The sequence below is a fragment of the Hyphomicrobium sp. DY-1 genome (assembly GCF_047497105.1).
Classification (GTDB): domain Bacteria; phylum Pseudomonadota; class Alphaproteobacteria; order Rhizobiales; family Hyphomicrobiaceae; genus Hyphomicrobium_B.
Genome location: NZ_CP134870.1, coordinates 1,769,453 through 1,792,798, shown reverse-complemented (window position 1 = coordinate 1,792,798; position 23,346 = coordinate 1,769,453). Strand labels below are relative to the sequence as shown.

At 60.8% G+C, this 23,346-nt stretch carries 23 protein-coding genes; 6 read left to right on the top strand and 17 right to left on the bottom strand.

Features of this window, described 5'->3' with window-relative positions; all coding sequences use genetic code 11:
• Positions 1 to 37: 37 nt before the first annotated feature.
• The 4 genes from RLW41_RS08445 (at position 38) to RLW41_RS08430 (ending at position 4,764) form a co-directional block, all read left to right on the top strand.
• The gene (locus RLW41_RS08445; protein WP_414464199.1) at positions 38 to 2,608 is read left to right on the top strand and encodes a circularly permuted type 2 ATP-grasp protein; all 2,571 of its coding nucleotides are present in this window, start codon (positions 38 to 40) and stop codon (positions 2,606 to 2,608) included.
• Complete coding sequence (locus tag RLW41_RS08440; protein ID WP_414464198.1) at positions 2,605 to 3,495, top strand: transglutaminase family protein; 891 nt, start codon at positions 2,605 to 2,607, stop codon at positions 3,493 to 3,495. The genes RLW41_RS08445 and RLW41_RS08440 overlap by 4 nt, the downstream gene beginning before the upstream one ends.
• Before the next feature lie 112 nt (positions 3,496 to 3,607).
• Positions 3,608 to 4,189, top strand: a complete 582-nt coding sequence (locus RLW41_RS08435; protein ID WP_414464197.1) for a cytochrome b — start codon at positions 3,608 to 3,610, stop codon at positions 4,187 to 4,189.
• Entirely contained in the window at positions 4,186 to 4,764 is a 579-nt protein-coding gene (locus RLW41_RS08430; RefSeq protein ID WP_414464196.1) for a YceI family protein, read from the top strand. The genes RLW41_RS08435 and RLW41_RS08430 overlap by 4 nt, the downstream gene beginning before the upstream one ends.
• 10 nt (positions 4,765 to 4,774) lie before the next feature.
• Here the strand turns inward: RLW41_RS08430 and RLW41_RS08425 are convergent, their stop codons facing one another.
• From RLW41_RS08425 to RLW41_RS08385, 9 genes are all read right to left on the bottom strand, one after another.
• Entirely contained in the window at positions 4,775 to 5,755 is a 981-nt protein-coding gene (locus RLW41_RS08425; protein WP_414464195.1) for a beta-ketoacyl-ACP synthase III, read from the bottom strand.
• Positions 5,752 to 7,011 carry an adenosylmethionine--8-amino-7-oxononanoate transaminase gene (locus tag RLW41_RS08420; RefSeq protein ID WP_414464194.1) on the bottom strand — a complete coding sequence of 420 codons (1,260 nt, stop codon included), beginning with the start codon at positions 7,009 to 7,011 and terminating at the stop codon, positions 5,752 to 5,754. The genes RLW41_RS08425 and RLW41_RS08420 overlap by 4 nt, the downstream gene beginning before the upstream one ends.
• Positions 7,008 to 7,655 carry a dethiobiotin synthase gene (bioD, locus tag RLW41_RS08415; protein ID WP_409561410.1) on the bottom strand — a complete coding sequence of 216 codons (648 nt, stop codon included), beginning with the start codon at positions 7,653 to 7,655 and terminating at the stop codon, positions 7,008 to 7,010. The genes RLW41_RS08420 and bioD overlap by 4 nt, the downstream gene beginning before the upstream one ends.
• Complete coding sequence (locus RLW41_RS08410) at positions 7,652 to 8,785, bottom strand: 8-amino-7-oxononanoate synthase (RefSeq protein WP_409561409.1); 1,134 nt, start codon at positions 8,783 to 8,785, stop codon at positions 7,652 to 7,654. The genes bioD and RLW41_RS08410 overlap by 4 nt, the downstream gene beginning before the upstream one ends.
• Entirely contained in the window at positions 8,769 to 9,839 is a 1,071-nt protein-coding gene (gene bioB / locus RLW41_RS08405; RefSeq protein WP_414464193.1) for a biotin synthase BioB, read from the bottom strand. The genes RLW41_RS08410 and bioB overlap by 17 nt, the downstream gene beginning before the upstream one ends.
• A 134-nt stretch (positions 9,840 to 9,973) precedes the next feature.
• Entirely contained in the window at positions 9,974 to 10,426 is a 453-nt protein-coding gene (locus RLW41_RS08400; protein WP_013950034.1) for a DUF1178 family protein, read from the bottom strand.
• Positions 10,423 to 11,301: a carbon-nitrogen hydrolase family protein gene (locus tag RLW41_RS08395; RefSeq protein ID WP_414464192.1), complete on the bottom strand. Its 879-nt coding sequence runs from the start codon at positions 11,299 to 11,301 to the stop codon at positions 10,423 to 10,425. Before RLW41_RS08395 ends, RLW41_RS08400 begins: the two co-directional genes overlap by 4 nt.
• A 1-nt stretch (position 11,302) precedes the next feature.
• Positions 11,303 to 11,563: a glutaredoxin 3 gene (gene grxC, locus RLW41_RS08390; RefSeq protein WP_013950032.1), complete on the bottom strand. Its 261-nt coding sequence runs from the start codon at positions 11,561 to 11,563 to the stop codon at positions 11,303 to 11,305.
• Between the two features lie 135 nt (positions 11,564 to 11,698).
• Positions 11,699 to 12,499, bottom strand: a complete 801-nt coding sequence (locus tag RLW41_RS08385; RefSeq protein WP_414464191.1) for a ComF family protein — start codon at positions 12,497 to 12,499, stop codon at positions 11,699 to 11,701.
• An 80-nt stretch (positions 12,500 to 12,579) separates the two neighbouring features.
• Between RLW41_RS08385 and RLW41_RS08380 the strand changes: the two genes are divergently transcribed.
• Entirely contained in the window at positions 12,580 to 13,488 is a 909-nt protein-coding gene (locus RLW41_RS08380; RefSeq protein ID WP_414464190.1) for a methyltransferase domain-containing protein, read from the top strand.
• Here RLW41_RS08380 and mutT read toward each other — a convergent pair.
• From mutT to RLW41_RS08360, 4 genes are all read right to left on the bottom strand, one after another.
• On the bottom strand, positions 13,433 to 13,864 hold the full coding sequence (gene mutT, locus RLW41_RS08375) for an 8-oxo-dGTP diphosphatase MutT (RefSeq protein WP_409561404.1): 432 nt from the start codon (positions 13,862 to 13,864) through the stop codon (positions 13,433 to 13,435). The genes RLW41_RS08380 and mutT overlap by 56 nt on opposite strands.
• The gene (locus tag RLW41_RS08370; protein ID WP_414464189.1) at positions 13,861 to 14,520 is read right to left on the bottom strand and encodes a thiopurine S-methyltransferase; all 660 of its coding nucleotides are present in this window, start codon (positions 14,518 to 14,520) and stop codon (positions 13,861 to 13,863) included. The genes mutT and RLW41_RS08370 overlap by 4 nt, the downstream gene beginning before the upstream one ends.
• 61 nt (positions 14,521 to 14,581) lie before the next feature.
• Complete coding sequence (gene argJ, locus RLW41_RS08365) at positions 14,582 to 15,829, bottom strand: bifunctional glutamate N-acetyltransferase/amino-acid acetyltransferase ArgJ (protein ID WP_414464188.1); 1,248 nt, start codon at positions 15,827 to 15,829, stop codon at positions 14,582 to 14,584.
• Positions 15,830 to 15,923: 94 nt separating this feature from the next.
• Positions 15,924 to 16,844 carry a peptidylprolyl isomerase gene (locus tag RLW41_RS08360; RefSeq protein ID WP_414464187.1) on the bottom strand — a complete coding sequence of 307 codons (921 nt, stop codon included), beginning with the start codon at positions 16,842 to 16,844 and terminating at the stop codon, positions 15,924 to 15,926.
• A 411-nt stretch (positions 16,845 to 17,255) separates the two neighbouring features.
• Between RLW41_RS08360 and secA the strand changes: the two genes are divergently transcribed.
• A complete protein-coding gene (gene secA, locus RLW41_RS08355) occupies positions 17,256 to 20,210 on the top strand; it encodes a preprotein translocase subunit SecA (protein WP_409561400.1) in 2,955 nt (984 codons plus the stop codon).
• Between the two features lie 56 nt (positions 20,211 to 20,266).
• On the opposite strand, the gene RLW41_RS08350 is transcribed toward secA, so the two are convergent.
• From RLW41_RS08350 to RLW41_RS08335, 4 genes are all read right to left on the bottom strand, one after another.
• Positions 20,267 to 20,440 carry a hypothetical protein gene (locus RLW41_RS08350; RefSeq protein WP_409561399.1) on the bottom strand — a complete coding sequence of 58 codons (174 nt, stop codon included), beginning with the start codon at positions 20,438 to 20,440 and terminating at the stop codon, positions 20,267 to 20,269.
• A 223-nt stretch (positions 20,441 to 20,663) separates the two neighbouring features.
• Positions 20,664 to 21,245, bottom strand: coding sequence for a TIGR00645 family protein (locus RLW41_RS08345; protein ID WP_409561398.1), 582 nt, complete (start codon positions 21,243 to 21,245; stop codon positions 20,664 to 20,666).
• Between the two features lie 136 nt (positions 21,246 to 21,381).
• Positions 21,382 to 22,386 (bottom strand): L,D-transpeptidase family protein, encoded by a 1,005-nt coding sequence (locus tag RLW41_RS08340; RefSeq protein WP_414464186.1) that lies wholly within the window; start codon positions 22,384 to 22,386, stop codon positions 21,382 to 21,384.
• 109 nt (positions 22,387 to 22,495) lie between these two features.
• Positions 22,496 to 23,338 (bottom strand): L,D-transpeptidase family protein, encoded by an 843-nt coding sequence (locus RLW41_RS08335; protein WP_414464185.1) that lies wholly within the window; start codon positions 23,336 to 23,338, stop codon positions 22,496 to 22,498.
• Between the last annotated feature and the right edge of the window lie 8 nt (positions 23,339 to 23,346).

The window sequence follows — 23,346 nt, the reverse complement described above, 5'->3', positions numbered from 1 at the left end:
GTGATTTGGGGGACCGTCGCGGCGTGGACCAGTCGGAATGACGACAGCAGCGGCAATGAAAGCAGAGCCATTGTTCAACCTTTTGAGCGCCTACCGGCGCCAGGAGGTTTCAGGATTTGACGAGCTGCTGGAAGACGGCGGGGCGATCCGCGAGCACTGGCGTCCGCTGCTCGATGGCTTGGCGCAGCTGACCGACGCCGAACGCGAGTTGCGCTCAGCGCGCCTCGCCCGCCGAGTTCGCGAAACGGGCATCGCCTACGATATTTTCGCCGACCCCAACACGTCAGCACAGCGCTGGTCTCTCGATCTTCTCCCTGTCGTCATTTCGGCAGGCGAATGGCGGGGCCTCGAACGCGCACTCATTCAGCGTGCACGGTTGTTTGACGCCATTCTGAATGATGTCTACGGCGACCAGAATTTGGTCCGCCAAGGTCTCATTCCCGCCGAACTGCTATTCTCCGATCCGGCCTATCTCGTCCCCTGTAAAGGCGTGCTGCCGAATGCAGGTGGGCTGATGTTCTATGCCGCCGATCTCGCGCGGGGCGAGGATGGCCAGTGGCGCGTCATCGACAACCACACCGAGACGCTGGCCGGCATTGGCTTCACGCTCGCCAATCGCGTCGTTCATACCCACGTCGCGGGCGATATCTTCAAGGACTGCAACGCCCGTCGCTTGGCGCCCTATTTCCAAGAGCTGCAATCAACGCTGACGCTCCACAGCGGTCGCGAAAACGCGCGCATCGCGCTGCTGACGCCGGGACCGCATCACGAAGACTATTTCTCGCACGCCTATCTCGCTCGTTACCTCGGTTATCTGATCGTCGAAGGCCATGATCTCAAAACCAGAAATTCCCAGGTCTATCTCAAGACGCTCGAAGGACTGAAGGAACTCGATCTGATCGTGCGCTGCATCAGCGGCAAATCGAGCGATCCGCTGGAGCTTGATCCGACGGGTTTCATCGGTCCATCCGGTTTGCTCAGGGTTTGCCGGAAGTCGCCGCATCTCGTCGTCAACGCCATCGGGACCGCGCTGGCGCAAAACCGTGGTCTTGGCCCCTATCTGCCGCAACTCGCGCAGCATATTCTCGGTGAAGACCTTCAGCTCCACGACGCGCATCGCCGCTGGCTCGGCAATGCCGACGCCCGTCAAGAGCTGTTTGCGTACCCCGAACGCTTCACCATCCGCAAGGCGCAGGAAGGAACCGGTAGACCGGGGCAGGCCGCACTGGGTTGGGAAGCGCGGGCGCTCTCGACATCGGAACGCGAAAAGATGCGGCACGAAATTGCGTTGCATGGCGCGACACTCGTCGCCGAAGAAAAGATCGGGTTCAGTTCGTCCCCAGTCTACGCCGACGGCGGCCTTGTCCCGAAGCCGTTCGCAATACGCGTTTACATCTCCCGCACTTCGTCAGGCGAATATCAGGTGATGCCCGGTGGCCTTGCGATGTGCGTCGCTCCGGGCCGTGCCGTTGCACTAAGCGCCCCTGACGGGCAGACACGAGACGTTTGGGTGATCGGCGAAGGCGAACAGGCGCCGCACATCAGTCTCTGGCGCCCAACCCTCGCGAACGCGCGGGTCGAGAGATCGCAACGCGTTATCCAAAGCCGCGTCGCCGACGATCTCTTTTGGCTTGGCCGATATAGCGAACGCGCCGACTGGACGATGCGCGTGCTGCGCGGCGCGCTACGTCGCGTCGAAGAAGACAGCGGGCCTGATACTGGCCAACGTGCCGCGCGCAAATGCCTTGAGGTGCTCCTCGGCAAAGACCTGAGTTCCGTTATCGGCAGTCGCGAAACGCCGCCTGACGATGAAATCGAGCGTCTGTGCCGCCGCCTCATCACGACGGGCCTCGGTTCGCGCACGCTCGAACGCACGCTCGACGGGCTCTATCGGGTTGCGCACCTTGTCCGTGACCGCCTCTCGCTTGAAGCCTGGCAGACTTTGAGCAAATTCCGCGGCGGTGAGCCTTGGCGCAAAGCTCTCAACTCGGCCCACCCCGTCGAAATTCTCGATTTACTGGATGAGGGCATCACCGCCGTCGCGGCATTCAACGGTTTTATGCATGAGAACATGACCCGCAACTTCGGCTGGTCGTTCCTCGACATGGGACGGCGCATCGAACGCGCGCAAAATCTCAGCGAAGCTATTCTGACGCTCTTCATCCCGGTGTCCGATCCGGAAGAGACGTCGAGCAGCCTGCTGCTGCTGCTCGAACTCGCGGACAGCTTTATCACCTATCGCTCGCGCTATCGACTCGATCCGATGCTGCCGTTGGTCTTGGATTTGCTGTTGCTCGACGAGACAAATCCGCGAAGCCTTGCCTATCAGCTCTCAGCCATCGCGCGCCATCTCGAAAGCCTGCCGGATTCGTCACAAGGAGCGGGTTTACCCGACGACCGCCGTCTTATCATTGCGCTTCTGACATCGATCCGTCTGGCCGACGTCGAAGCCATGGCAAAAGAAGAAACAGCCAAGACGCTCGAAAGCCTGCTGATGGATCAGCTCGACATGCTGCCTGAGCTATCCAATGCGATCTCGCGCCGCTACTTCAACGTTCTCGATGAAGCGCCCCACCGGACGCACACGAGGGTTGGTCCCTCGATATGATCTTCGATATCGTCCATAAGACGCACTACCGCTACCGGTCGACCGTGGTGCAATCGTTGCACCTTGTGCACATGTCGCCGCGTGCGATGCCTGGGCAGATCGTTCGCAATCACAGTCTGCTCGTCGAGCCTGCGCCGGCATCGCGACAGGAGCGCATCGACACATTCGGCAACGTTGAAGTCGTTCTCGATATCGAGGAACCGCATCAGGAGCTGGTGCTGCTCGCACGCAGCACCGTCGAGAAATCGCTGCCGCCGCCCGTCGATCTGACCGCAACGACGCCGTGGGATGCGCTCGATCCGTGTCTGCACGAAGCGGCACAGCAGCGCGATGTCGATATTTTGATGTACCGCTGCGCCTCGCGCTTGACGACGCCGACATTGGAAATCGCCGACTATGCAGCTTTCTCGTTCACGCCGCTGCGGCCGGTCCTCGAAGGCGCGATGGATTTCGTCATGCGGATTTACAACGATTTCAAATTCGATCCGCATGCCACCGATGTGTCAACGCCGGTCACGCAGGTCTTCGCCATGCGTCGCGGCGTCTGTCAGGATTTCGCGCATCTGGCACTCGCGGGTTTGCGCGCGCTTCGCATTCCGGCGCGCTACGTCAGCGGCTATCTCCACACCCATCCGCCTGTGGGACGTCCAAAGCTGCAAGGCGCCGATGCTTCGCACGCGTGGATCTCGGTCTGGTCGCCGGAATATGGCTGGGTTGGTCTCGATCCGACCAATGGCATCATTGTCCGCGACGAGCACATCACGGTCGCATTCGGCCGCGATTACGATGACGTTAGTCCGATCAGCGGCGTCTTGCGCGGCGGCGGCGAACATGCCGTCAGTGTCAGCGTCGATGTGAACGTGGTCGCCGGCGCAACAGCAGACTGAACCGCCGTCCCGCCGCCCGGTTCCTTTTTTGTGCCCTCTTGAAAGCGCTCGCCTGTGCTTGCATGTGTCGCCCAAGGGGTGATGCGCGCACATCGCGCAAGGCGGGAGCAATATGCACATTCGCGACACATTGGACGGTTACGGGCTTATTTCGCGCCTGTTTCATTGGTTTATGGCTGTTGCGATCGTCGCCATGTTCGCCCTCGGCCTCTGGATGGTCGGACTCGACTATTACAGCCCCTACTACAATTCTGCGCCCGACATTCATCGCAGCGTTGGAATGGTTCTATTATTTGCGCTGGTCGTTCGTCTGATCTGGCGCATGGTCAATTCGAAGCCCTCCGACGCCGAGCTTTCGCCGCTTGAGCGAAAAGCGTCGTTCGCGGTCCATTGGGGCTTCTACCTGCTGTTGTTCGCGTTGCTGATCAGCGGTTACCTGATCTCGACGGCGGATGGCGCGCCCGTCAGCGTCTTCGGCTGGTTCGACGTGCCCGCAATTACGAAGCTGCCCGGCCTCGAAACGCCCGCCGGCAATATACATCGCATTCTCGCGTATGCCGTCATTGTGCTCGCCGCCATTCATGCGATTGCGGCATTGAAGCATCACATCATCGACAGAAGCGAGATCCTGACCCGCATGTGGTCCGGCCCAAAGAGTTCATCACGCACCTTAGAAAAGGGAAATCAGCAATGACGGTCAAATACGCAGCGTTCGCCGTATCGTTGGCGGCGGTTGTGATGTCTACCCCGGCGATGGCTGCCGACTACAAGATCGACACCGACAATGCTCACGCATCGATCACGTTCAAGGTCAACCATCTCGGCTTCAGCTGGATCATCGGCCGCTTCGACAAATTCTCCGGCACGTTCGCGTTCGACGATAAGAACCCCGACGCCTCGAAAGTGAAAGTCGATATTGACACCACCAGTGTCGATACTAACCTTGCTCTGCGCGACAAGCATCTGCGTGGCGCCGACCTTCTCGACACCGACAAATATCCGACCGCCACGTTTGAAAGCACAAGCATCAAATCGACAGGCCCGAACAAGGCAACCGTCACCGGCAATCTCACGCTGCACGGCGTCACCAAGGAAGTCATAATCGATGCCGAGCACGTCGGCGGCGGCAAGGATCCCTGGGGTGGCTATCGCGATGGTTTCACTGGCACGACGAAAATCACGCTCGCTGACTTCGGTATCCTGCGCAATCTCGGGCCCGCGACGAAGGACGTCGAGTTGATCCTCAACATTGAGGGTATCCGTCAGTAACGGCGGAAATCTACCAACGGAAGACGGCGGCGCCGCCGGTCAATCCCGCGCCCGCCGCCGTCATCAACACGACGTCGCCCTGCTTATAGGGCCGCGCTTCGGCCGTCGCCGACAGCGTAAACGGTATCGTCGCGGCCGAGCTGTTGCCGAAGTTCTCGATTGTCGAACGCAGACGGTTAGCAGGAATGTCGAGTCGGTGCGCAATGGTGGTCATCATCCGCGCGTTGGCTTGATGCGGAATAAGGTCGGTCACCGCCGACGGCGCGAGCCCCGCTTTTGCAAGCGAACGTTCGGCGCAGTCCGTCATGATAGCGACGGCGCCCTGATAGACGGCCTTACCGTCCTCCATCATCATCAGCACGTCCTTCGGATCGGTGATCTGGGAAAACGGCATCCTGCTGCCGCCGCCCGGAATCTTGATCAGATCGTAGTGCTGACCTTTCGACGCGAGATGCGCGCCGATAACTCCAGCATCGCGACGCTCAGTCGGCGCCAGCAATACCGCGCCGGCCGCATCCGCGAACAGCACGCTACTACCCCGATCGCTTTCATTGATGCGGCGGGAAAGAATATTCGCCGCGATGACGAGCACCGGAATACCCTGCGTGCGCACGAAACTATCGGCAAGCGTCAGCGCGTAAAGAAAGCCCGCACATGCGCCCGCCATGTCGATTGCACCCGCATTCGAAAGCCTGAGGCGATGCGCAACAAGCGGCGCTGATGGTGGTAGCAAATGATCGGGCGTAGACGTCGCAAGCAGCAGCAACCCGACGTCGTCCCGCGACATGCCGGACCGTGCCAGGGCCATATCACCGGCTTTGATCGCAATATCGGAGAGCGCTTCGCCCTCGGCCGCGTAGCGCCGCGCGTCGATACCGGTGCGCCGTTTGATCCAGCCGGCTTCGAGACCGAGTCGCGCTTCGATCTCGTGGTTCGGCACGACGCGCTCCGGCGCATAATGCCCGTGCCCGACGATGGCGACTCCGCTCATGCCAGCACCTCATCGACGGCCTCGCTGAGGGCATTGTAGACGAATCTAAGTTCGTCCTTCGTCGTGCAATAGGGAGGCATGATGTAAACCGTCGAACCCAGCGGGCGAAGCAGGACGCCGCGCTCCAGTAATCGCGCTCTGAGCTTCAAGGCAACGTCAGCCAGATAGCCAGGTTGAAGGTCAGCAAGCTCGAACGCCGAAATCGTTCCGAGCTGCCGCAAGTTCGCAAAGCGCGGATCGGTTTGCAGTTCGTTGAGACACAAAGCCTGATTTTGGGAGAGTGCAAGGATGCGCTCCAGCACGGGCTCGGTCCGCCAGATTTCGAGATTGGCCGCCGCCGCGGCGCAGGCGATCGGATTGGCCGTGTATGAACTAGAATGAAAAAACGTCCGCGACCGATCTTTCGAAAGATGCGCGTCGTAAATCGCAGTCGTCGAGAGCGTCACGGCAAGCGGGATTGAGCCGCCTGTCAGCCCTTTCGCGACGCAAAGGATGTCCGGCGAGATGCCGGCCTGTTCGCACGCGAAAACGGTGCCGGTGCGCCCGAAGCATGTCATGACTTCGTCGGCGATGAACAGCACGTCGTGCGCTTTGCAGATGCGATGCATTTCTTTCAGAGTGTCGGCGTCATAGAACAACATCCCGCCCGCGCCGAGCACTAGAGGCTCACAGATAAAGGCCGCCACGTCGCCTTTGCGGCATGCGATCTCGAGCGCATCGAACGTCGGCTGCGCGTGATGCGGTTTCGGATAGGGGATGCGGCCGACCTCGAATAAAAGTGGCTCGTAGGCCGCGTTGAACACTCCGCGCGCACCCGCCGACATCGTGCCGATGGTATCGCCGTGATAGCCGTGTTCAAGCGCCAGAATGCGCGTGCGCTTGGCGCCGATATTTTTCCAGTAGCCGAGCGCCATTTTCAGCGCCACCTCAACCGACGTCGAGCCGCTGTCGGAAAAGAAAACGTGCGACAGCCCCGGCGGCACGATTTTCAACAATCCCGCCGCGACGGCCTCCGCCGGCGCGTGCGTGAAGCCCGCGAAAATCACCTGATCCAGCGCCTCCGCCTGCTCTCGCATTGACGCGATGATTTTCGGATACCGGTGCCCGTGCGTGATAACCCACCACGACGACACGCCGTCGAAGATTCGTTGCCCATCGTCGGCTTCGAGCCACGCGCCTTCAGCGGCCCGAATGCGGCGCATATCGGGTTCGAGCGCATGTTGCGTGAACGGATGCCAGATCGGTGACGCGGTCATGGGCCGACCGCCCCGATGTCGAGGACGTCGGCAACGGAGAAATTCTCGGCGAATGCGCGTTGCAGGCTGTAGGCGTCGAGCTTGGCAAGCCGTGGGAGGCGGCCCAGGCGCCGAACGCCTCCAAATGATGTGATCGCTTCTTCGCTATTGCTATTCGCGTCGCCGATGAATGCAACGCCTAGAATAGGAATCGCTCGGCGCTTCAACGCTTCGATCGACAACAACGAATGGTTGATCGTGCCGAGCTTTGTCGATGCGCACAGGATCACGGGAAGACGCCACTGCGCCAAAAGATCGACCTGCAGAAGTCGGCGCGTCAGCGGCACCATCAATCCACCCGCTGTCTCGACAACGAGCGGTGTCGGCAGCCCAAATGGCGATAACTGTCGGGCATCGATCTCGACGCCGTCGATTTCTGCGGCGAAATGCGGCGATGCGGGCGTGTTCAGCCGATAGACTTCCGGCAGGATGTGCGACTGCGCAAGATCGGTCACGCGGCTGACGACATCGGAATCCGTCTCACCTTGAAGGCCCGACTGCACCGGCTTCCAGTAATAGCCGTCGAGCGCGCTCGTCAGCGCCGCGGAAAAAACGGTCTTGCCGACATCCGTGTCGGTGCCGGCGACGACGATGCGGATGGTCATGCTGCATTCTCCGCTTCAGCCGCCGCGAGATCGTCGATGAGGCGCGTAATTTCAAGCTCGGAAACATTGAGCGTAATCGTGAGTCGAAGCCGTGACGTGCCTTCCGGCACGGTCGGCGGACGGATCGCGCGGATGTCGTAACCCCTGGTCTTCATCGCTGTCGCAAGCGCCATCGCCGTGCCATCGCTGCCGATGATCAATGGCTGGATCTGCGAGCCTGAAGCCGCAAAGCGCGTTTTCGTCGTCAGTTCCCGCGCGGCAAACCCGACGAGATCGTGCAAGCGCTGCCGCCGTTGCGGATCGTTGCGGCAAATGTTGAGCGCTGCGCGCACGGCGGCAGCCATCAGCGGCGACGGTGCCGTCGCGTAAATAAAGGCTCTACCGCGATTGACCAGAAAATCGCGAATAGTGCGCGGCGCTATCACAAGTGCGCCCGTCGCGCCCAACGCCTTTCCGCACGTATGCACCGTGACGACGTTTTCGCGGCCTTCGAGATCGGCGGCGAGGCCGCGCCCATCTGGACCGAGCACGCCCGTGGCATGTGCTTCGTCCACGATCAGCATCGCGTCATGACGATCCGCGATCGCCGCGAGCTCAGCGATGGGCGCGCGATCGCCGTCCATGCTGTAGAGGCTCTCGATCGCAATCCACGGCTGCCCGGTGCCGCCGGTCGCGCGCCATGCCGTGATCGCATCGTCAAAACCTTGCGCATCGTTATGGCGCACGGCCTTTGCCTCAGCCTTCGACAGCCGCATGCCTTCATGCGCGCTGGCGTGGATCAACTCATCGTAGACGATGAGATCGCCGCGTGCAGGCAACGTCGAAAAAAGCGCGGTATTGGCAATGAAGCCGCCGCCGAAATAAAGCGCGGTCTCGCCGCCGAAAAAGTGCGCCGCTTCCTGCTCTAAAAGCTCGTGCTCAGCGTGATTACCGCGCAACAGACGCGATCCGCCCGCGCCGACCGGAACGCCACGCGCAATCGCCGCTTCGATGGCGTCGGCAAGCGCGCGCGATTGCGCCAAGCCGAGATAATCGTTCGACGTGAAGTCCAGTCCGTGCGCGGGTTCTAGCGTTCTCAGACGCCCACGGCGGGAGAGCGCGTCGAGCGCACGCTCATGATTGCCTGGCATCCTGATGTCCCGCGCACGTCGCGGGCTCGTGCTCCGGAGACGTGTCGATATCGAGTTCAAGCGCCGAAAGTCCGAGCTTGGCAAAAAGTTTGCCGTCTTTGTCTTCGCCGGGATTGTCGGCGGTCAGCAGCGTTTCGCCGACGAAGATCGAGTTTGCGCCCGCAAAGAAGCACAACGCCTGCATCTCATCGCTCATGTCGGTGCGCCCGGCCGAGAGACGGACGAACGACTTCGGCATCATGATGCGGGCGACCGCGATGGTGCGCACGAAATCGATCGGATCGATCTGTTTTGTATTTTCGAGCGGCGTTCCTGGAATGGCGATCAGCATGTTGATCGGCACGCTCTCAGGATGTTCGTCGAGATTGGCGAGCGTCACCAGCATATCAACGCGGTCCTGGCGCTCTTCGCCCATGCCGACGATGCCGCCCGAGCAAACCTTCATGCCCGCATCGCGAACGCGCGCGAGTGTGTCGAGCCGGTCGGCGTAAGTGCGCGTCGTAATCACCTTGCTGTAATAGGCTTCCGACGTATCGACGTTGTGATTGTAGTAGTCGAGGCCCGCATCGCGTAGCTTGACGATATCGTCATCCGTCAGCATGCCAAGCGTCATGCACGTTTCCATGCCGAGCGCTTTGACGCCTTCGACCATCGCGACGACGACATCCATGTCGCGGCTCTTGGGGCTGCGCCAGGCCGCGCCCATGCAATAGCGCGTCGCGCCCGCCGCCTTGGCTTTCTTCGCTTCCGAAATAACCCGCTCGACTTCCATCAGCTTCGAGGCTTTGAGGCCGGTCTTGTGATGGGCCGACTGGCTGCAGTACCCGCAGTCTTCCGCGCAGCCGCCGGTCTTGATCGACAGCAGGCGGCTCATCTGGACTTTATTGGGATCAAACGATGTCCGGTGGACACTTTGGGCGCGGAAGAGCAAATCCATGAACGGCAGCTCGTAGAGCGCCAGCGCTTCTTCACTCGTCCAATCGTGACGGATTGTGGGACCGGCGCGGTTGGCAGCGCGCACGGACGGATCGAGACGGGCAACGGTCGAGGTCATTCGGGCGTGATCTCCGTAGGGCGTACTGCCCTATCGGAAGATGTTTGCACCGCTTCCGGCCTGTCTCGCAACCGTCAAAATGCCTCCCTGATCGGCGAACTACGCCGGGAAAAGGGCAAGCATCGGTTCGGTGGTTAATTTAGCTCGTCCGGAGGCGTGGGAAGAATGCCGAACGGCACGCCGTCTTCTGCAAGCTCCTGGGCCTCTTCGAGCGTCGAGCTGCCGCGGATTTGGCGCTCTTCTGTCTCTCCGAAGTGCATTTTACGGGCTTCTTCGGCGAACCGCGGCCCGACGTCCTCAGTATTGGCGATAATCTTCTGAGCGAAGGCCCTGAGCGCCTCGCGCACCGCAGCACCGTTGCCGCCACCCCCGGCGGCCGCTGGACTTGCGTCTTGCGTCGATTGTGCTGGGAGTGCCGCACGCTTGGTGACGACAGAAGGTGCCATCGGCAGCTTGCTGACTTCGATCGAACCGCAGTGCGGACACGCGATTTCACCCGAGCGAGACTGCGCGTCGAAGTCGGCGCTGGCGCGAAACCAGCTCTCGAACTCGTGCCCGGAGGCACATCCTAGAAGATATTTGATCACTGCTCGTGTACCAGATGCGGCGATTTCGAAGGTGTCGCGACGACGACATCGAAATCGCGGTCATGCATCAACGACGGAATTTTCCGCCGGATCTGATCCGCGTAGGCGGCGTCGATATCCGCAGTAATGACCTGGGGATCGACGCCCGCTTCCGCAAGGATTTCGCCCCACGGTGAGATGATAAGGCTATGGCCGAACGTCTCCCGGCCATTCTCATGCAAGCCGCCTTGGCCCGCCGCCAGAACGAACGTGCCCGTCTCGATAGCGCGCGCTTGCAAAAGGGTGTGCCAGTGAGCTTCGCCGGTGGTCCGCGTGAAGGCGGCTGGTCCGGCAATGAACTTGGCCCCGGCCTTGGCGAGAGCCCGATGCAGCGCCGGAAAGCGTAAATCGTAGCAAATCGTCAGGCCGAGGCGGCCCCACGGCAGATCCGCCAGCATGGCGCTCGGACCCGCTTGATAGTTCGCGCTTTCGCTATAGATCTCGCCGCCGCCGAGGTCGACGTCGAACATATGGATCTTGTCGTAGCGCGCCGCGACGTTGCCGTCCGGCGCAATGAGATAGGACCGGTTCGCCAATCGTCCCTCGGCAACCTTGACCGCCATCGAGCCGATGTGCAGCCAGATCTTCTGCTTGCGGGCGGCGTCGGTGAAAGCCTGAAGGGCAGGATTGCTCTGCTCTGGCTTCGTCTCGGCCATCAAGCGCGGCTGGTCGAGTTCCATCAACGTCGTGCATTCCGGCGTCTGGATGTAGACCGCGCCTTTGCTGGCCGCTTCCTTGATGAGCGAAACGGCGTCAGTGACGTTGCGTCCGACGTCACGGCCTGCCCGCATCTGGACGAGCGCCGCGCGAAAAGCCGTCTTGGACCCGGATGCCATCTCAGGACGCCGTCAGCAGCGTATCAAGGCGGCCCGATCGATCGAGATCGTAAAGGTCGTCACAGCCGCCGACGTGCACGTCGCCGATCCAGATTTGAGGGACTGTCCGCCGGCCACCCGAGCGCGAGGTCAGCTCCGCACGTAGATCGCTCCGTCCAGTCAGGTCGACCTCTTCGAAGGCAGCGCCTTTCCGGCGCAACAAATCCTTCGCCATATGGCAAAAACAGCAATTTCCAGCCGTGTAGACCGTCACCTTCGGCATTGCTCGGCGCCTCTCACTACGCCATTAAAAATCATTCGAATCAAAAGTAGCGCGTTCGCGAGGTCATGCAACCTTGCTTTGCAGTTTTGCGCCGCTGTGCCGCGCCTATGTCACGCCCTTTCCAGTTTCAGAATATCATTCTGAAACAACAGCAAGTGCGAGGACATCCACGCGCCGTGCACCGGCACGTCTGAGGGCGATTGCGGCGGCTGAAGCCGTCGCGCCGCTCGTGATCACATCGTCGATCAGAACTATGGCTTTTCCGGACACGTTCGGCAATTCGTTGGCGGGAACACGGAAAACACCTGACACATTTTTAAGGCGTTGCGCCCGGGTTAGTCCAACCTGGTGCCCCGTCGAGCGGCGGCGGACGAGTGCGAAAGGATTAACAGGCTTGCCCGCGCGCCGGCCTGTTTCCATAGCCAGAATCTGCGCCTGGTTGAACCGCCGCGACAGCAGCCGCCAGCGCGCGAGTGGCACGGGTACCAGCACGTCGGCGTCCGCCAGCAACTCTTCGCCCGCCACCGCCAGCCAGCGTCCGAACAGCCGCCGCGCGTTATGGCTGTCGTGGAATTTGAAACCATGAATCAACAGTCGCATCAGCCCGTCGAAGCGGGCAACGGCCCGCGCCCTGTCGTAGTCCGGCGGATCGGCGATGGCAGCCGCCGAGAGCATCGGTCCGCCGGTGCCTATTGCCAGCGGTACTCCGAGCCTGTCGCACAGCGGTGGCCGGATGAACGCGACCTGCCGCCAGCATGATGGACACAGGGCATCGTGGCCCATAATGCGCGTCTGGCAGCCGAGGCACAGTGGCGGCAGCAGAACATCGAGAGCGGAGCGTCCGAGGTGCTTCAGACCACGTGCAAACGCCCAGCGACCGTCGTGGCGCGATGCCTCCGCGGGCTCCTCATATGCAACCGGCTGACTATTCGACATTGCGCGACTCTAGCCCAACGCGCTAACGCGGGCGAGAGGAACCCGGCCGCCGTTCTCGTGACGCCGCGGAAAGAGACAAAATGGCTGTAGCGCCCCGTATTTTCGACCGGACTTTGCTCCGCGCCCGCCGCGATCGCATCGCCAGGGTGTGCGCCGACCAGCCGCTTCCCGATTTTCTGCTGGAACGCGTCGCCGACGACTTTGCCGAACGCCTCATCTTCGTGCGCCGGGAGTTCCCTGTGGCCGCCAGCCTAGGGGCCTATCATGGACTGTTGGCGGCGCGGCTCCGGCAGCTTCCAACGATCGGTCGGATCGTCGATGTCGAACCGGCCTACGATGCCCTTTCGCGCGGGAAAGACTGGAAGGTCGTCGCTGACGAGGAAGCATTGCCGTTCACTCCAGCCGCTCTCGATCTTGTCGTCTCCGGCCTGTCGCTGCAATTCGTCAACGATCTGCCGGGCGCGCTTCTCCAGATCAATCGCGCTTTAAAGCCAGATGGTCTGTTTCTCGGCGCGCTGCTCGGCGGCGAAACGCTGAAGGAGCTGCGCGAAGCTTGGATCTTGGCGGAGGACGAAGTGCTTGGCGGTGCCTCTCCACGCGTTGCGCCGTTCGCCGATGTTCGCGATCTGGGTGGTCTTCTGCAGCGCGCGGGCTTCGCGCTGCCCGTCGCCGACAACGACATCATCGAGGTAACGTACGCGTCGCCGCTGGCCTTGATGCAGGAACTCAAAGCCATGGCCGCTAGCAATCCGCTGGTCGAGCGTCGCCGCACTCCGGTGACGAGAAGCCTGCTCTTGCGTGCAGCCGAGATTTATCAGGACCGCTTCGGCCTGCCGAATGGCCGTGTCTCGGCGACCTTCGAGGTCGTCACGCTCACGGGCTGGGTGCCGCACGAAAGCCAGCAGAAGCCGCTGCAACCTGGCTCAGCCAAAGTCAGCCTGGCCGATGTCCTGAAATCTCGGCCAAAAGATCCCGGAGCCACGGAATAAGGGGCTCATCTGCGGGCGGCATCGGATAGCGGCTCAGCTCGATGCCGCGAACCCATTTGATCGTTTGACCTTCGCGCGGGCAGATCTCACCGTCCCATGTGCGGCAGAGATAAAGCGGCATCAACAGGTGGAATTTCTCGTAGGCGTGGCTCGCGAAGTTGAACGGCGCAAGGCACGGCCGGCACAGCTCAATATCAAGTTCTTCTTTGAGTTCCCGGCAGAGCGCATCCTCGGGCGTTTCTCCCGCCTCGACCTTGCCGCCGGGAAACTCCCACAGTCCGGCCATCGACTTGCCCTCGGGGCGCTGGGCGAGCAGCACGCGATTATCGTCGTCGATGAGCGCGACGGCCGCAACGAGCAACAGGGGATTCGTCATGCCTGCCGCCTGAGCAGATAGGCGACCTCTTCGAGCCGTGTCACGCCGCGCTTCTTGAGGTTGTCGCTGGCTGCGAGCCCATCGCGCACTTCGAGAACGTCGATGTCGTACAGCTTGCCGAAAAGCGCACGCACCTCGTCCTGAGCTACGGCAAACGGCGGACCTTTGATCTCGCCTTGAGGATATTCGATGGAGATCACGAAAATTGCAGCCTCTGGCGGTAGCACGCTCGCAAGCTTTTCTGCGTACTGCGGCCGCATCTCGGGCGGCAGTGCAATCATCGCGGCACGGTCATAGCAAACGGCAACACCGCGAAGGGCATCCGCAGGCAGAGCGAAGAAATCGCCCTGATAGATCTTGTAAGGGCCTGCCTCGAAAACATGAAACGGTCCGCTGGCCGTGACAGTGGGTGTCAGTCCGCACTCTTTGAAAAAGTCGCGAACCGCCAGTTCGGAAAGCTCCGCACCAATGACTTTGTGGCCCTGCTCTGCAAGCCAAACCATGTCGCGCGTCTTGCCGGAAAGCGGCACGAACACGATGCTCCCCTTCGGCAACGAGAGCCCCGGCCAGAACTGCTGCAGCTGGGCATGGATATGGGGTTGGTGAAACCCGATCTCGCCGCGCTGCCAGCGCTCTTCCCAGAAGCTGTGTTCCATCGCGTGATCGGTCCTTTCATCCTACGTCACACGGTCAGGCTTGCCCTGCTCCGTGGTTCCCCTAGCTGCGGTAGTCGGCGTTGATCGACACGTATTCGTGCGTCAGATCGCACGTCCAAACGCGCGCCGCTGCCTTGCCGACGCCGACGTCGGCGCGAATGACGATTTCAGCGTTCTTCATGTAGGCCGCAACCGTCTTTTCGTCATACTCTTCGGCGCGTTCGCCGTCCCGTGCGACGCAATGCGGACCAAACCAAATGGTCAGTTTATCGCGGTCTGCGGCCTCGCCCGATTTGCCGACCGCCATCACGACCCGGCCCCAGTTCGGGTCTTCGCCGGCGATCGCCGTCTTTAGGATCGGCGAGTTGGCACAAGCCAGTGCAATGGTCCGCGCCGCATGCCAGGACTTCGCTCCGGTAATCTCGAACGTCACGAACTTCGAGGCGCCCTCGCCGTCCTTCGCCACCTGGATCGCCAGATCGCGCATCAAATCGTGAAGCGCTTCCGAAAAAGCCTGCAGCTTTTTCGTCTTTGCCTTCGTCACGGGCTTCTGCCCGCGTGTCTCTGCAGCGCCTGTCGCAAACATCAGGCAGGTGTCGCTGGTCGACGTATCGCCATCGACCGTCATGCAGTTGAACGTCGTCTGCACGTGCTCTGCCAGGAGTTCCTGCAAGGCTTCGGAAGAAATGGCGGCATCCGTGAAAATGAAGCACAGCATCGTCGCCATGTCGGGCGCGATCATGCCTGCACCCTTGCAGAAGCCGTTGATCGTCACCTCGACGTCGCCGATGAGCGCGGTCCGCGTCGCGAGCTTCGGAAAGGTGTCCGTCGTCATGATCGCGCGCGCCGCCGCCTCGAAAGCGTCAGGCTCGGCGCGCTTGGCAAGATCGGCGAGAAGATGCGCGAATTTTTCTGCATCCAGCGGTTCGCCGATGACGCCTGTCGATGCAACGAAAACCTCGTGCGGCTTGCATGCGACCGCGTCGGCGGCATGCGTGACGGTGATATCGACCGCGTCGGCGCCCTTCTTACCGGTGAAGGCGTTGGCGTTCCCAGAATTGACGACCAGCGCTCGTGCCGTGCCTTTCTTCAGGTGTTTGCGGCAGGCTAGGACCGGCGCTGACGCCGTTTTCGATTGCGTCAGGACGCCCGCAACCGAGGTCCCCTCGGCGAGCACGGTGAGCAGGAGGTCGGTGCGGTTCTTATAGCGAATGCCGGCTTCGGCGGTCGCAAACGCAACGCCCTCAATGACAGGCAGTTTTGCAAGACTTGCGGGCGCGAACGGGGAAACGCTCGTGACTTTGCCCATGAGGCAACCTCCAGCTGAGTAAGAGGCTCCCTGAAACAGATCGGGCTGCCATAATCAAGCAGCCCGTCTGAATTCTTTTCGGTGAGCGAAGCGGTTAGGGTTTCGGAGCGTCCTGCGGCGGCGTATCGGCGGCCTTTGGCTGCGACTGCTTCTGGATCATGGCTTGCCGCTCGTCGATCGCCTTCTTGATCTCCGGATCGACGACATCAACCTTCGCGCCCGACCGCAGCGAGACGGCTGTTTGCTGCGCCTTCCGGAGTAGCAGCGACTGGATGATGCGGTCCTTGACGATCTCGAACGCAGGCGGCTGCTTGACGCGGCGATCCTCGAGCTTGACGAGATGCCAGCCGAACTGCGTCTTCACCGGGTCCGAAACCTCGCCCTTCTTGAGCTTGAAGACGACCTCTTCGAATTGCGGCACCATCTGCCCGTGGCCAAAGTAACCGAGGTTGCCGCCATCGTCTTTCGAGCCTGGATCTTTTGAATTTTCTTTGGCGAGCTGGGAAAAATCGGCGCCCTTGTCGATCTTTTCCTTCAAAGCTTTGGCTTCTGCTTCAGTATCGACAAGAATATGCCGTGCCGATACTTCCTCTTCGGGCTTTAAAAGCTTCACTTGCTCGTCGTAAATCTTGCGTGCGTCGGCATCGGTCACGCCGGCCTTAATGACCTTTTCGAAATAAAGCTCGCGCAGTGCCCGGCGCTTCAGATAGGCGAGGCGGGTCTGGAAATCAGCGGACTGGTCGAGCTTGTCCTTCTCGGCAGCCTCAGCAAAGAGCTGATTATCGATAAGAAATTCAAGCAGCGACGCGCGCTTTTGCGGCCCAGGCATCGTTCCCATGTCGGAGCCGATCTCGCTCTCCGCAACCGCCAGATCGCCTTCCGTGATCGGTTTTCCGTCGATCGTAGCGACGACTTTATCCGGCGATGCCGGCGCTTTGTCGTCGGCCGCGGCTGCCAGCGGCAAAGCTGCGCCTGCGAGCGCGAATGTGAAAATAGCCAGGGCAATGCGCTTCATCGGCGTTGGGCTCCGCTGTGGGTTTGAAGTCGAAATAATGGGCCGTCTCATAAGCTCATTCAGGCACGACGGCGTAACCGCACGCGGGCGGCCAATAAGCGCGCCTCGATAGCGGTCCGGAGGTCGAAAACCAAGTTAAAAGTTGGGAGGGTGCCAGGAAATCGCCATCCTCTGTCATCGCGCACAGAACATTGACAGTCAGGGGGGCGAGTTCTTATGTCTCCCGCTAATCGGATCGGGTCTTGAGCCCGTCACGACCGCGCGTTTAGCAGCGCCGAGGGAATGTTGACGCAGGCGTGGCGGGGCACCCCTTGCCGCGCATTTTTTGCTGAATGCTGCCCGGCGCTTGAAACTGAGCCTGGTCGCGCGCGTGCGTGGCCAACACGAATTTTGTAGGGACGGAACTTAAAGATGCTCTCGTTCGGTGGTCTCGCTTCGAAAATCTTTGGCTCTTCCAACGAGCGGAGGGTCAAAGGCTTTCGCTCGCGAGTCGCAGCGATCAACGCCCTCGAACCGGAGCTGCAGAATCTTTCGGACGAGGAGCTTCGTGCCCGCACCGAAATGTTCCGTAAGCAGCTTGCCGAAGGCGCATCACTCGACGATCTTCTGGTCCCCGCGTTTGCAACGGTTCGCGAAGCTGCCAAACGAACGCTCGGTCAGCGCCACTTCGACGTCCAGCTGATCGGCGGTATGGTGCTTCATCAGGGCGACATCGCCGAAATGAAGACCGGCGAAGGTAAGACGCTCGTCGCGACTGCCCCAGTTTACCTCAACGCTCTGGCGGGCAAAGGCGTCCACGTTGTCACCGTCAACGATTACCTCGCCAAGCGCGACGCTGACTGGATGGGTCAGGTCTATCGCTTCCTCGGGCTTACTGTCGGTGTCATCATCCATGACATGTCGGACGAGGATCGCAAGGCCGCTTACGCCTGTGATGTGACATACGCCACCAACAACGAACTCGGCTTCGACTATCTTCGTGACAACATGAAGATGAACTATTCCGAGATGGTTCAGCGCGGCCATGGCTACGCCATTGTCGACGAGGTCGACTCGATCCTGATCGACGAGGCGCGCACGCCGCTGATTATCTCCGGCCCGCTCGAAGACCGCGCCGACCTTTATCAGTCGATCGACGAGCTGATGAAGCTCCTCGTGCCCGAAGACTTCGAACTCGATGAAAAGCAGCGCCAGGTTTCCTTTACGGAAGCCGGTAACGAAAAGATGGAGCGTGCGCTCGAAGACGCGGGCCTGCTCAAAGGCTCGCTCTACGACATCGACAACGTCACGCTCGTCCACCATCTCACGCAGGCGCTCAAAGCCCACAAGCTGTTCCAGCGCGACAAGGATTACATCGTCAAAGGCGGCCAAGTCGTCATCATCGACGAATTCACCGGCCGCATGATGCCGGGCCGCCGTTACTCGGAAGGTCTGCATCAGGCGCTCGAAGCCAAGGAGCACGTCGAGGTTCAGCCCGAGAACCAGACGCTGGCGTCGATCACCTTCCAGAACTACTTCCGCCTCTACAAGAAGCTCGCCGGCATGACCGGCACGGCGATGACGGAAGCCTCCGAATTCCTCGACATATACGGCCTCGAAGTCATCGAAATCCCGACCAACCTTCCCGTCAGCCGTCTCGACGAGGACGACGAGATCTATCGCACGCAGCGCGAGAAACTTGCAGCGATCGTCCAGTCCATCGCCGAAGCCATGAGCCGCGGTCAGCCGATTCTCGTCGGCACGACGTCGATCGAGCGCTCAGAGCAGCTTTCCGAGCTTCTGAAAGACAAGAAGTACATCAAGGGTCTCGCTAAGCAGCTCGAGGAGCAGGCCGCCAGCCTGAAGCCGGGCAAGGAAGAAGAGCTGCGCAAGCACTTCACCGATATGGCGGCACTGCTGACGAGGCTCGTCAACGACGCCAAGGGCAACGAGTATCCCATCCCGCATCAGGTGTTGAACGCTCGCTATCACGAGCAGGAAGCCAACATCGTTGCGCAAGCCGGTCAGCCCGGCGCCGTCACGATCGCCACCAACATGGCCGGTCGCGGCACCGACATTCAGCTCGGTGGCAATGCCGAATTCCGTCTTCGCGATTGGATCGCAGAGGAAACGGCGAAGGGCACGCCGCCAGATGAATCGGCGATCTCGGCGAAGCGCGATGAGCTTGTTGCCGACGTTGCCGACAAGAAGAAAAAAGCGCTTGAAGCGGGCGGCCTCTACGTCCTTGCGACCGAGCGCCATGAAAGCCGCCGCATCGACAATCAGCTGCGCGGCCGCTCGGGCCGTCAGGGTGACCCTGGCCGTTCGAAGTTCTACCTCGCGCTCGATGACGATCTGATGCGCATCTTCGGCTCGCAGCGCATGGACAAGGTGCTGCAGACGCTCGGCCTCAAAGAAGGCGAGGCGATCACGCACCCTTGGATGAATAAGTCGCTCGAAACCGCGCAGAAAAAGGTTGAGCAGCGCAACTTCGACATCCGCAAGCAGATTCTGAAATACGACGACGTGATGAACGACCAGCGCAAGGTCATCTTCGAGCAGCGTCTCGACATCATGGGCCAAGAGGACGTTTCGGAAACCGTCCACGAAATGCGCAACGAGCTAATCGACGTGCTTGTTACGCGCTTCATCCCGCCGGCTGCCTACGCTGAGCAGTGGGACGTGAAGGGCCTCATCGAGCAGGTCAACGCCATCTACGGCATTGAGCTTCCGATCGAAGCCTGGGCGGCCGAGGAAGGTATTGCCGACGAAGAAATCGGCGAGCGCATCAAGGCCGCGGTTGACGCCAAGGTCGAGGCCAAGACCCAGGAGATGGGGCCGGAGCTTTATCGTCAAATCGAAAAGATGGTTCTGCTGCAGACGCTCGATCATCTCTGGCGCGAGCATCTCGTTACGCTCGAGCATTTGCGCCAAGTGATTGGCTTCCGTGCTTACGGCCAGCGCGATCCGCTGAACGAGTATAAGTCCGAAGCGTTCATCCTCTTCGAGAACATGCTTGGCCACCTGCGCGAAAACGTGACGGGTCAGCTCATGCATGTCGAACTGGCGCCGCCAGAAGATCAGCCGATGCTGCAGCCATACGAACTGCCGCCGATGGAAGCGCACCACATGGATGCGTCGTCGGGCTATGATGATTTCGTCGAGCGCGATCCTGAGCTGGCGATGGCGGATGCCGCGATTGCAGGCGCCCGCGCCCGTCGCGATACGCTGCCTGAGCCTGAGAAGCGTGCGCCGCTGCAGAGCCGCCGCAGCGATGGGGCCGTCGATCCGAACGATCCCGCCACCTGGGGCCGCGTCTCGCGCAATGCACTCTGCCCGTGCGGTTCAGGCAAGAAGTACAAGCACTGCCACGGCAAGATGGACTGACGAGCAATCCCTTTTTGCGAGATAGCTCGCCTTGAGCGGCGATGCGATATGAGAGTTTAGCGCGCGTCGTCACCGGGTGATCGAAGGATCGCACGGTGTTTGCGGAGACGATCCGCTTTTTCTGCGCGCAGCGGTCCGTCGCCGTCTTCGCCCTTCATGAGTTGGACAAAGATCACGACGGCGGCGGCAACCTGGAAGCCCAGAACGATCTGCAGGGGGAGCAAGTTCATCGGCGTCTCTCCGTTTGTGTCAAACAAACGGCGGGCGAGGCACCGTGTTCCGGACAGGAACACGAATGGCTGTGGACAAACAACTCGCAGGAATCCGCCCAGGACGAAATTACCAGGGCTAAATTAATTGACGCCTGGTGAAGCGGGGCGAGTTTCGAAGGGAAAGCGGGCTAGCCTTCTAGGCTTTATGAGCTAGCCCATTTGCCGTTTAGGCCCCCAAAGATCAGTGCTCGTTTGTTTTTGCGGCGGCCTTCTCGGGAGCTTCGCTGGCCTCGCCATGGTGTCCGCCAGCGATGCGGTCGGAAAGCGCGAGCAGAACGCTCGAGACGACGAATACCAAGTGGATGATGACCAGCCACATCAGCTCCTTCTCGCGTTCGGGCGTAACCGTGCCGAGCGACATGAACTGACGCAGAAGCTGGACTGCAGAAATCGCCACGATCGACGACAGCATCTTGAGCTTTAGCGCCGAGAAGTCGATGGTGCCCATCCATTCCGGGCGATCGTCGTGGTTGGAGTGATCCATCCGCGAGACGAAGTTCTCGTAGCCGGAAAAGATCACGATAATCAGCAGCGACCCCGTCAGCGTCAGATCGACGAGCGTCAGCAGTCCAAGAATGACGTCCGACTCTGTTGACGTGAACGCACTCTCTGCGAGGTGCAGTAGCTCCATCAGGAATTTGATGAGCAGCACGAACAGCGAAATGGCTAAGCCGAAATAGAACGGTGCAAGCAGCCAGCGCGCGCTGAATAGCATGTTCTCCATAAATATCTCGACGCGCTTCACGACGCTCTTTTCAGCCATGCGTAGTCCTCGCTCCTGTGTCATCCGGTGAACCACGTGTGCGACGGCAAATGCTCATCGCACCCATTATGCAATGGTTATAAAGGCCAAGTAAGGCTTCAGGATAACGGGCGCAAGCGTTGGCCTTCGCAGCCGACTATCGGACGAGAGGCCACGAGAACATTGGTGGCGGGGTGTCGCTTTCGAGGCTCGTCTGGATTTGCGGAATAGGCGCCGACTTCGACGCGGCCGCTTGCGTCACGAGTTTCGGCATCACGGCCGTCGGCGGTGGCACGCTGTTGAGCCATTGGTCCTGTTCTCGGATGGACGCCAGCGTCGGTTCGCAGACGTCGAGCGGCCCAGGCAGAGCGCCGCGAGGTGTCTCGCTGAAGATATACCGACCGCTACACACGCCGACCGACGGCGGCCGACGGGTCCGTTCGAACAGGTCGTAGCCGTCTTTGAGGTTGTTCCAGAACGCTTTCCACGGCGAGCCGCTTTGCGCGATCATGTTCTCGTTCGTCATGCGGAACGGCAGCACATGCACCGGCACGAGCGTCTCCCCCGCATCGATTGCCGCGAGCGTCAGCTGATGAATTTCTTCCGACACCGGATTCGTCATCGCAAAGCAGCCAACCGACGAGCATCCGCCGTGAATGAGGATGTCCGAGCCCGTGCGCGCCTGCGATTGGTCGAGAATGTTCGGATATCCGATGTCGATGGAAATCGGCCAGCGGCCGACATGACGAGCTTGTGAGCGCGAGACGGTGTAGAACCCTTCCGGCGCCTGCCGGTCGCCATCGCTCAATTTCGGCCCGAGCGTTCCCGACCAGTGGCAGATGGGATAGGTCGCAAACAGGATGAAGGGGCCATCCTTGCCCGTCTGCTTCCAGATCTCCAGTTCGGACTCGGCCTTGAAGATGCGGATCATGATGGGAGACGCAAGCGTCACGCCTTTGTCGCGCAGGCGTTCCTGCAGCACCGCGACGTTGGGCGTTCCGGGCAACGGCAACGCACCGGTCGCCGCAGCACGCTGTCGCTCGACCCGGTCCGGGGCAACGTCCTTAAGCTCGATTGTCAGCGCGTAAGCGTGCTGAACGCCGGCGAGGCAGAGCACCATCGCCGCGACAAGTCTGAGACGCGATAAATCGAACGACACCATAGAATTTGCGACCGGCTGACTCCTGCGCGAGCCGCACACTATCGCCGGTCAAGCGCGATTCTAAGTGACTTTGTGCAACACTCGGCCCGAGAAGTGAGGCTATGTACAGCTAGCTTTTAGCCTGCTCGGCTGTGCACTTGTCATCAATCGAATCATCCCCAGTCGAGCCGGCATCGCCGGGCGCGAACCGATAGGCGCCGTTGCAGACGCTGACCTTCGGTGGCCGCCCGTCTGCTTGGAATAGGTCATTTCCTTCTTTCAGGTTTTTCCAAAACGCGATGTTGGGATTGCCCGCATACCGCGCCATCGCCTCATCAGACATCCGGAATGGATAAACCTGCACCTGAAAGCGTTTTTGCCCGTTCTGCAGCGCCGCGGTGACGAGCTGCCAGATTTCCTGCATCTGCGCGTTCGTCATCGCAAAACAGCCGATGGACGCGCAGCCGCCGTGCACCATGATGAATGAACCCGTGCGTCCGTGGGACCGATCGAAGGCGTTCGGATAGCCAAGATTGAACGAGCGATACCAACTGCTGTTCGGATTGAGAGCCGTCTGGTCGACGGTATAAAATCCTTCCGGCGCCTGTACGTCGCCTTCGCGATGTTTCGGCCCGATGCGCCCCGACCACCGGCAGATCGGATAGGTCGCGAAGCGATGGAACTCACCGTCGCGCTGCATCCAAAGCTCCAGCTCGAATTCGCTCTTGAAGATCCGGACCAGGATCGGCGCGCCTTCTTTGACGCCGGCCTTCGCCAGCCGTTCCGGCAATTGCGCAAGATCGGGCTCGCCAGGCATCGGAAGGCCAAGGCTCCAACGCGCCAACCGCTGGCCGCGTTCATAGGCGATCAGCGCTCGGTCGCCATCCGGCAGTTTCGGCAGCCACGACGGCATCGTCGTGAACGCAGCGATCCCTGCCGCGAACAACGCCGCGACAAACCGAAAGATTTTCAAGGCACGTC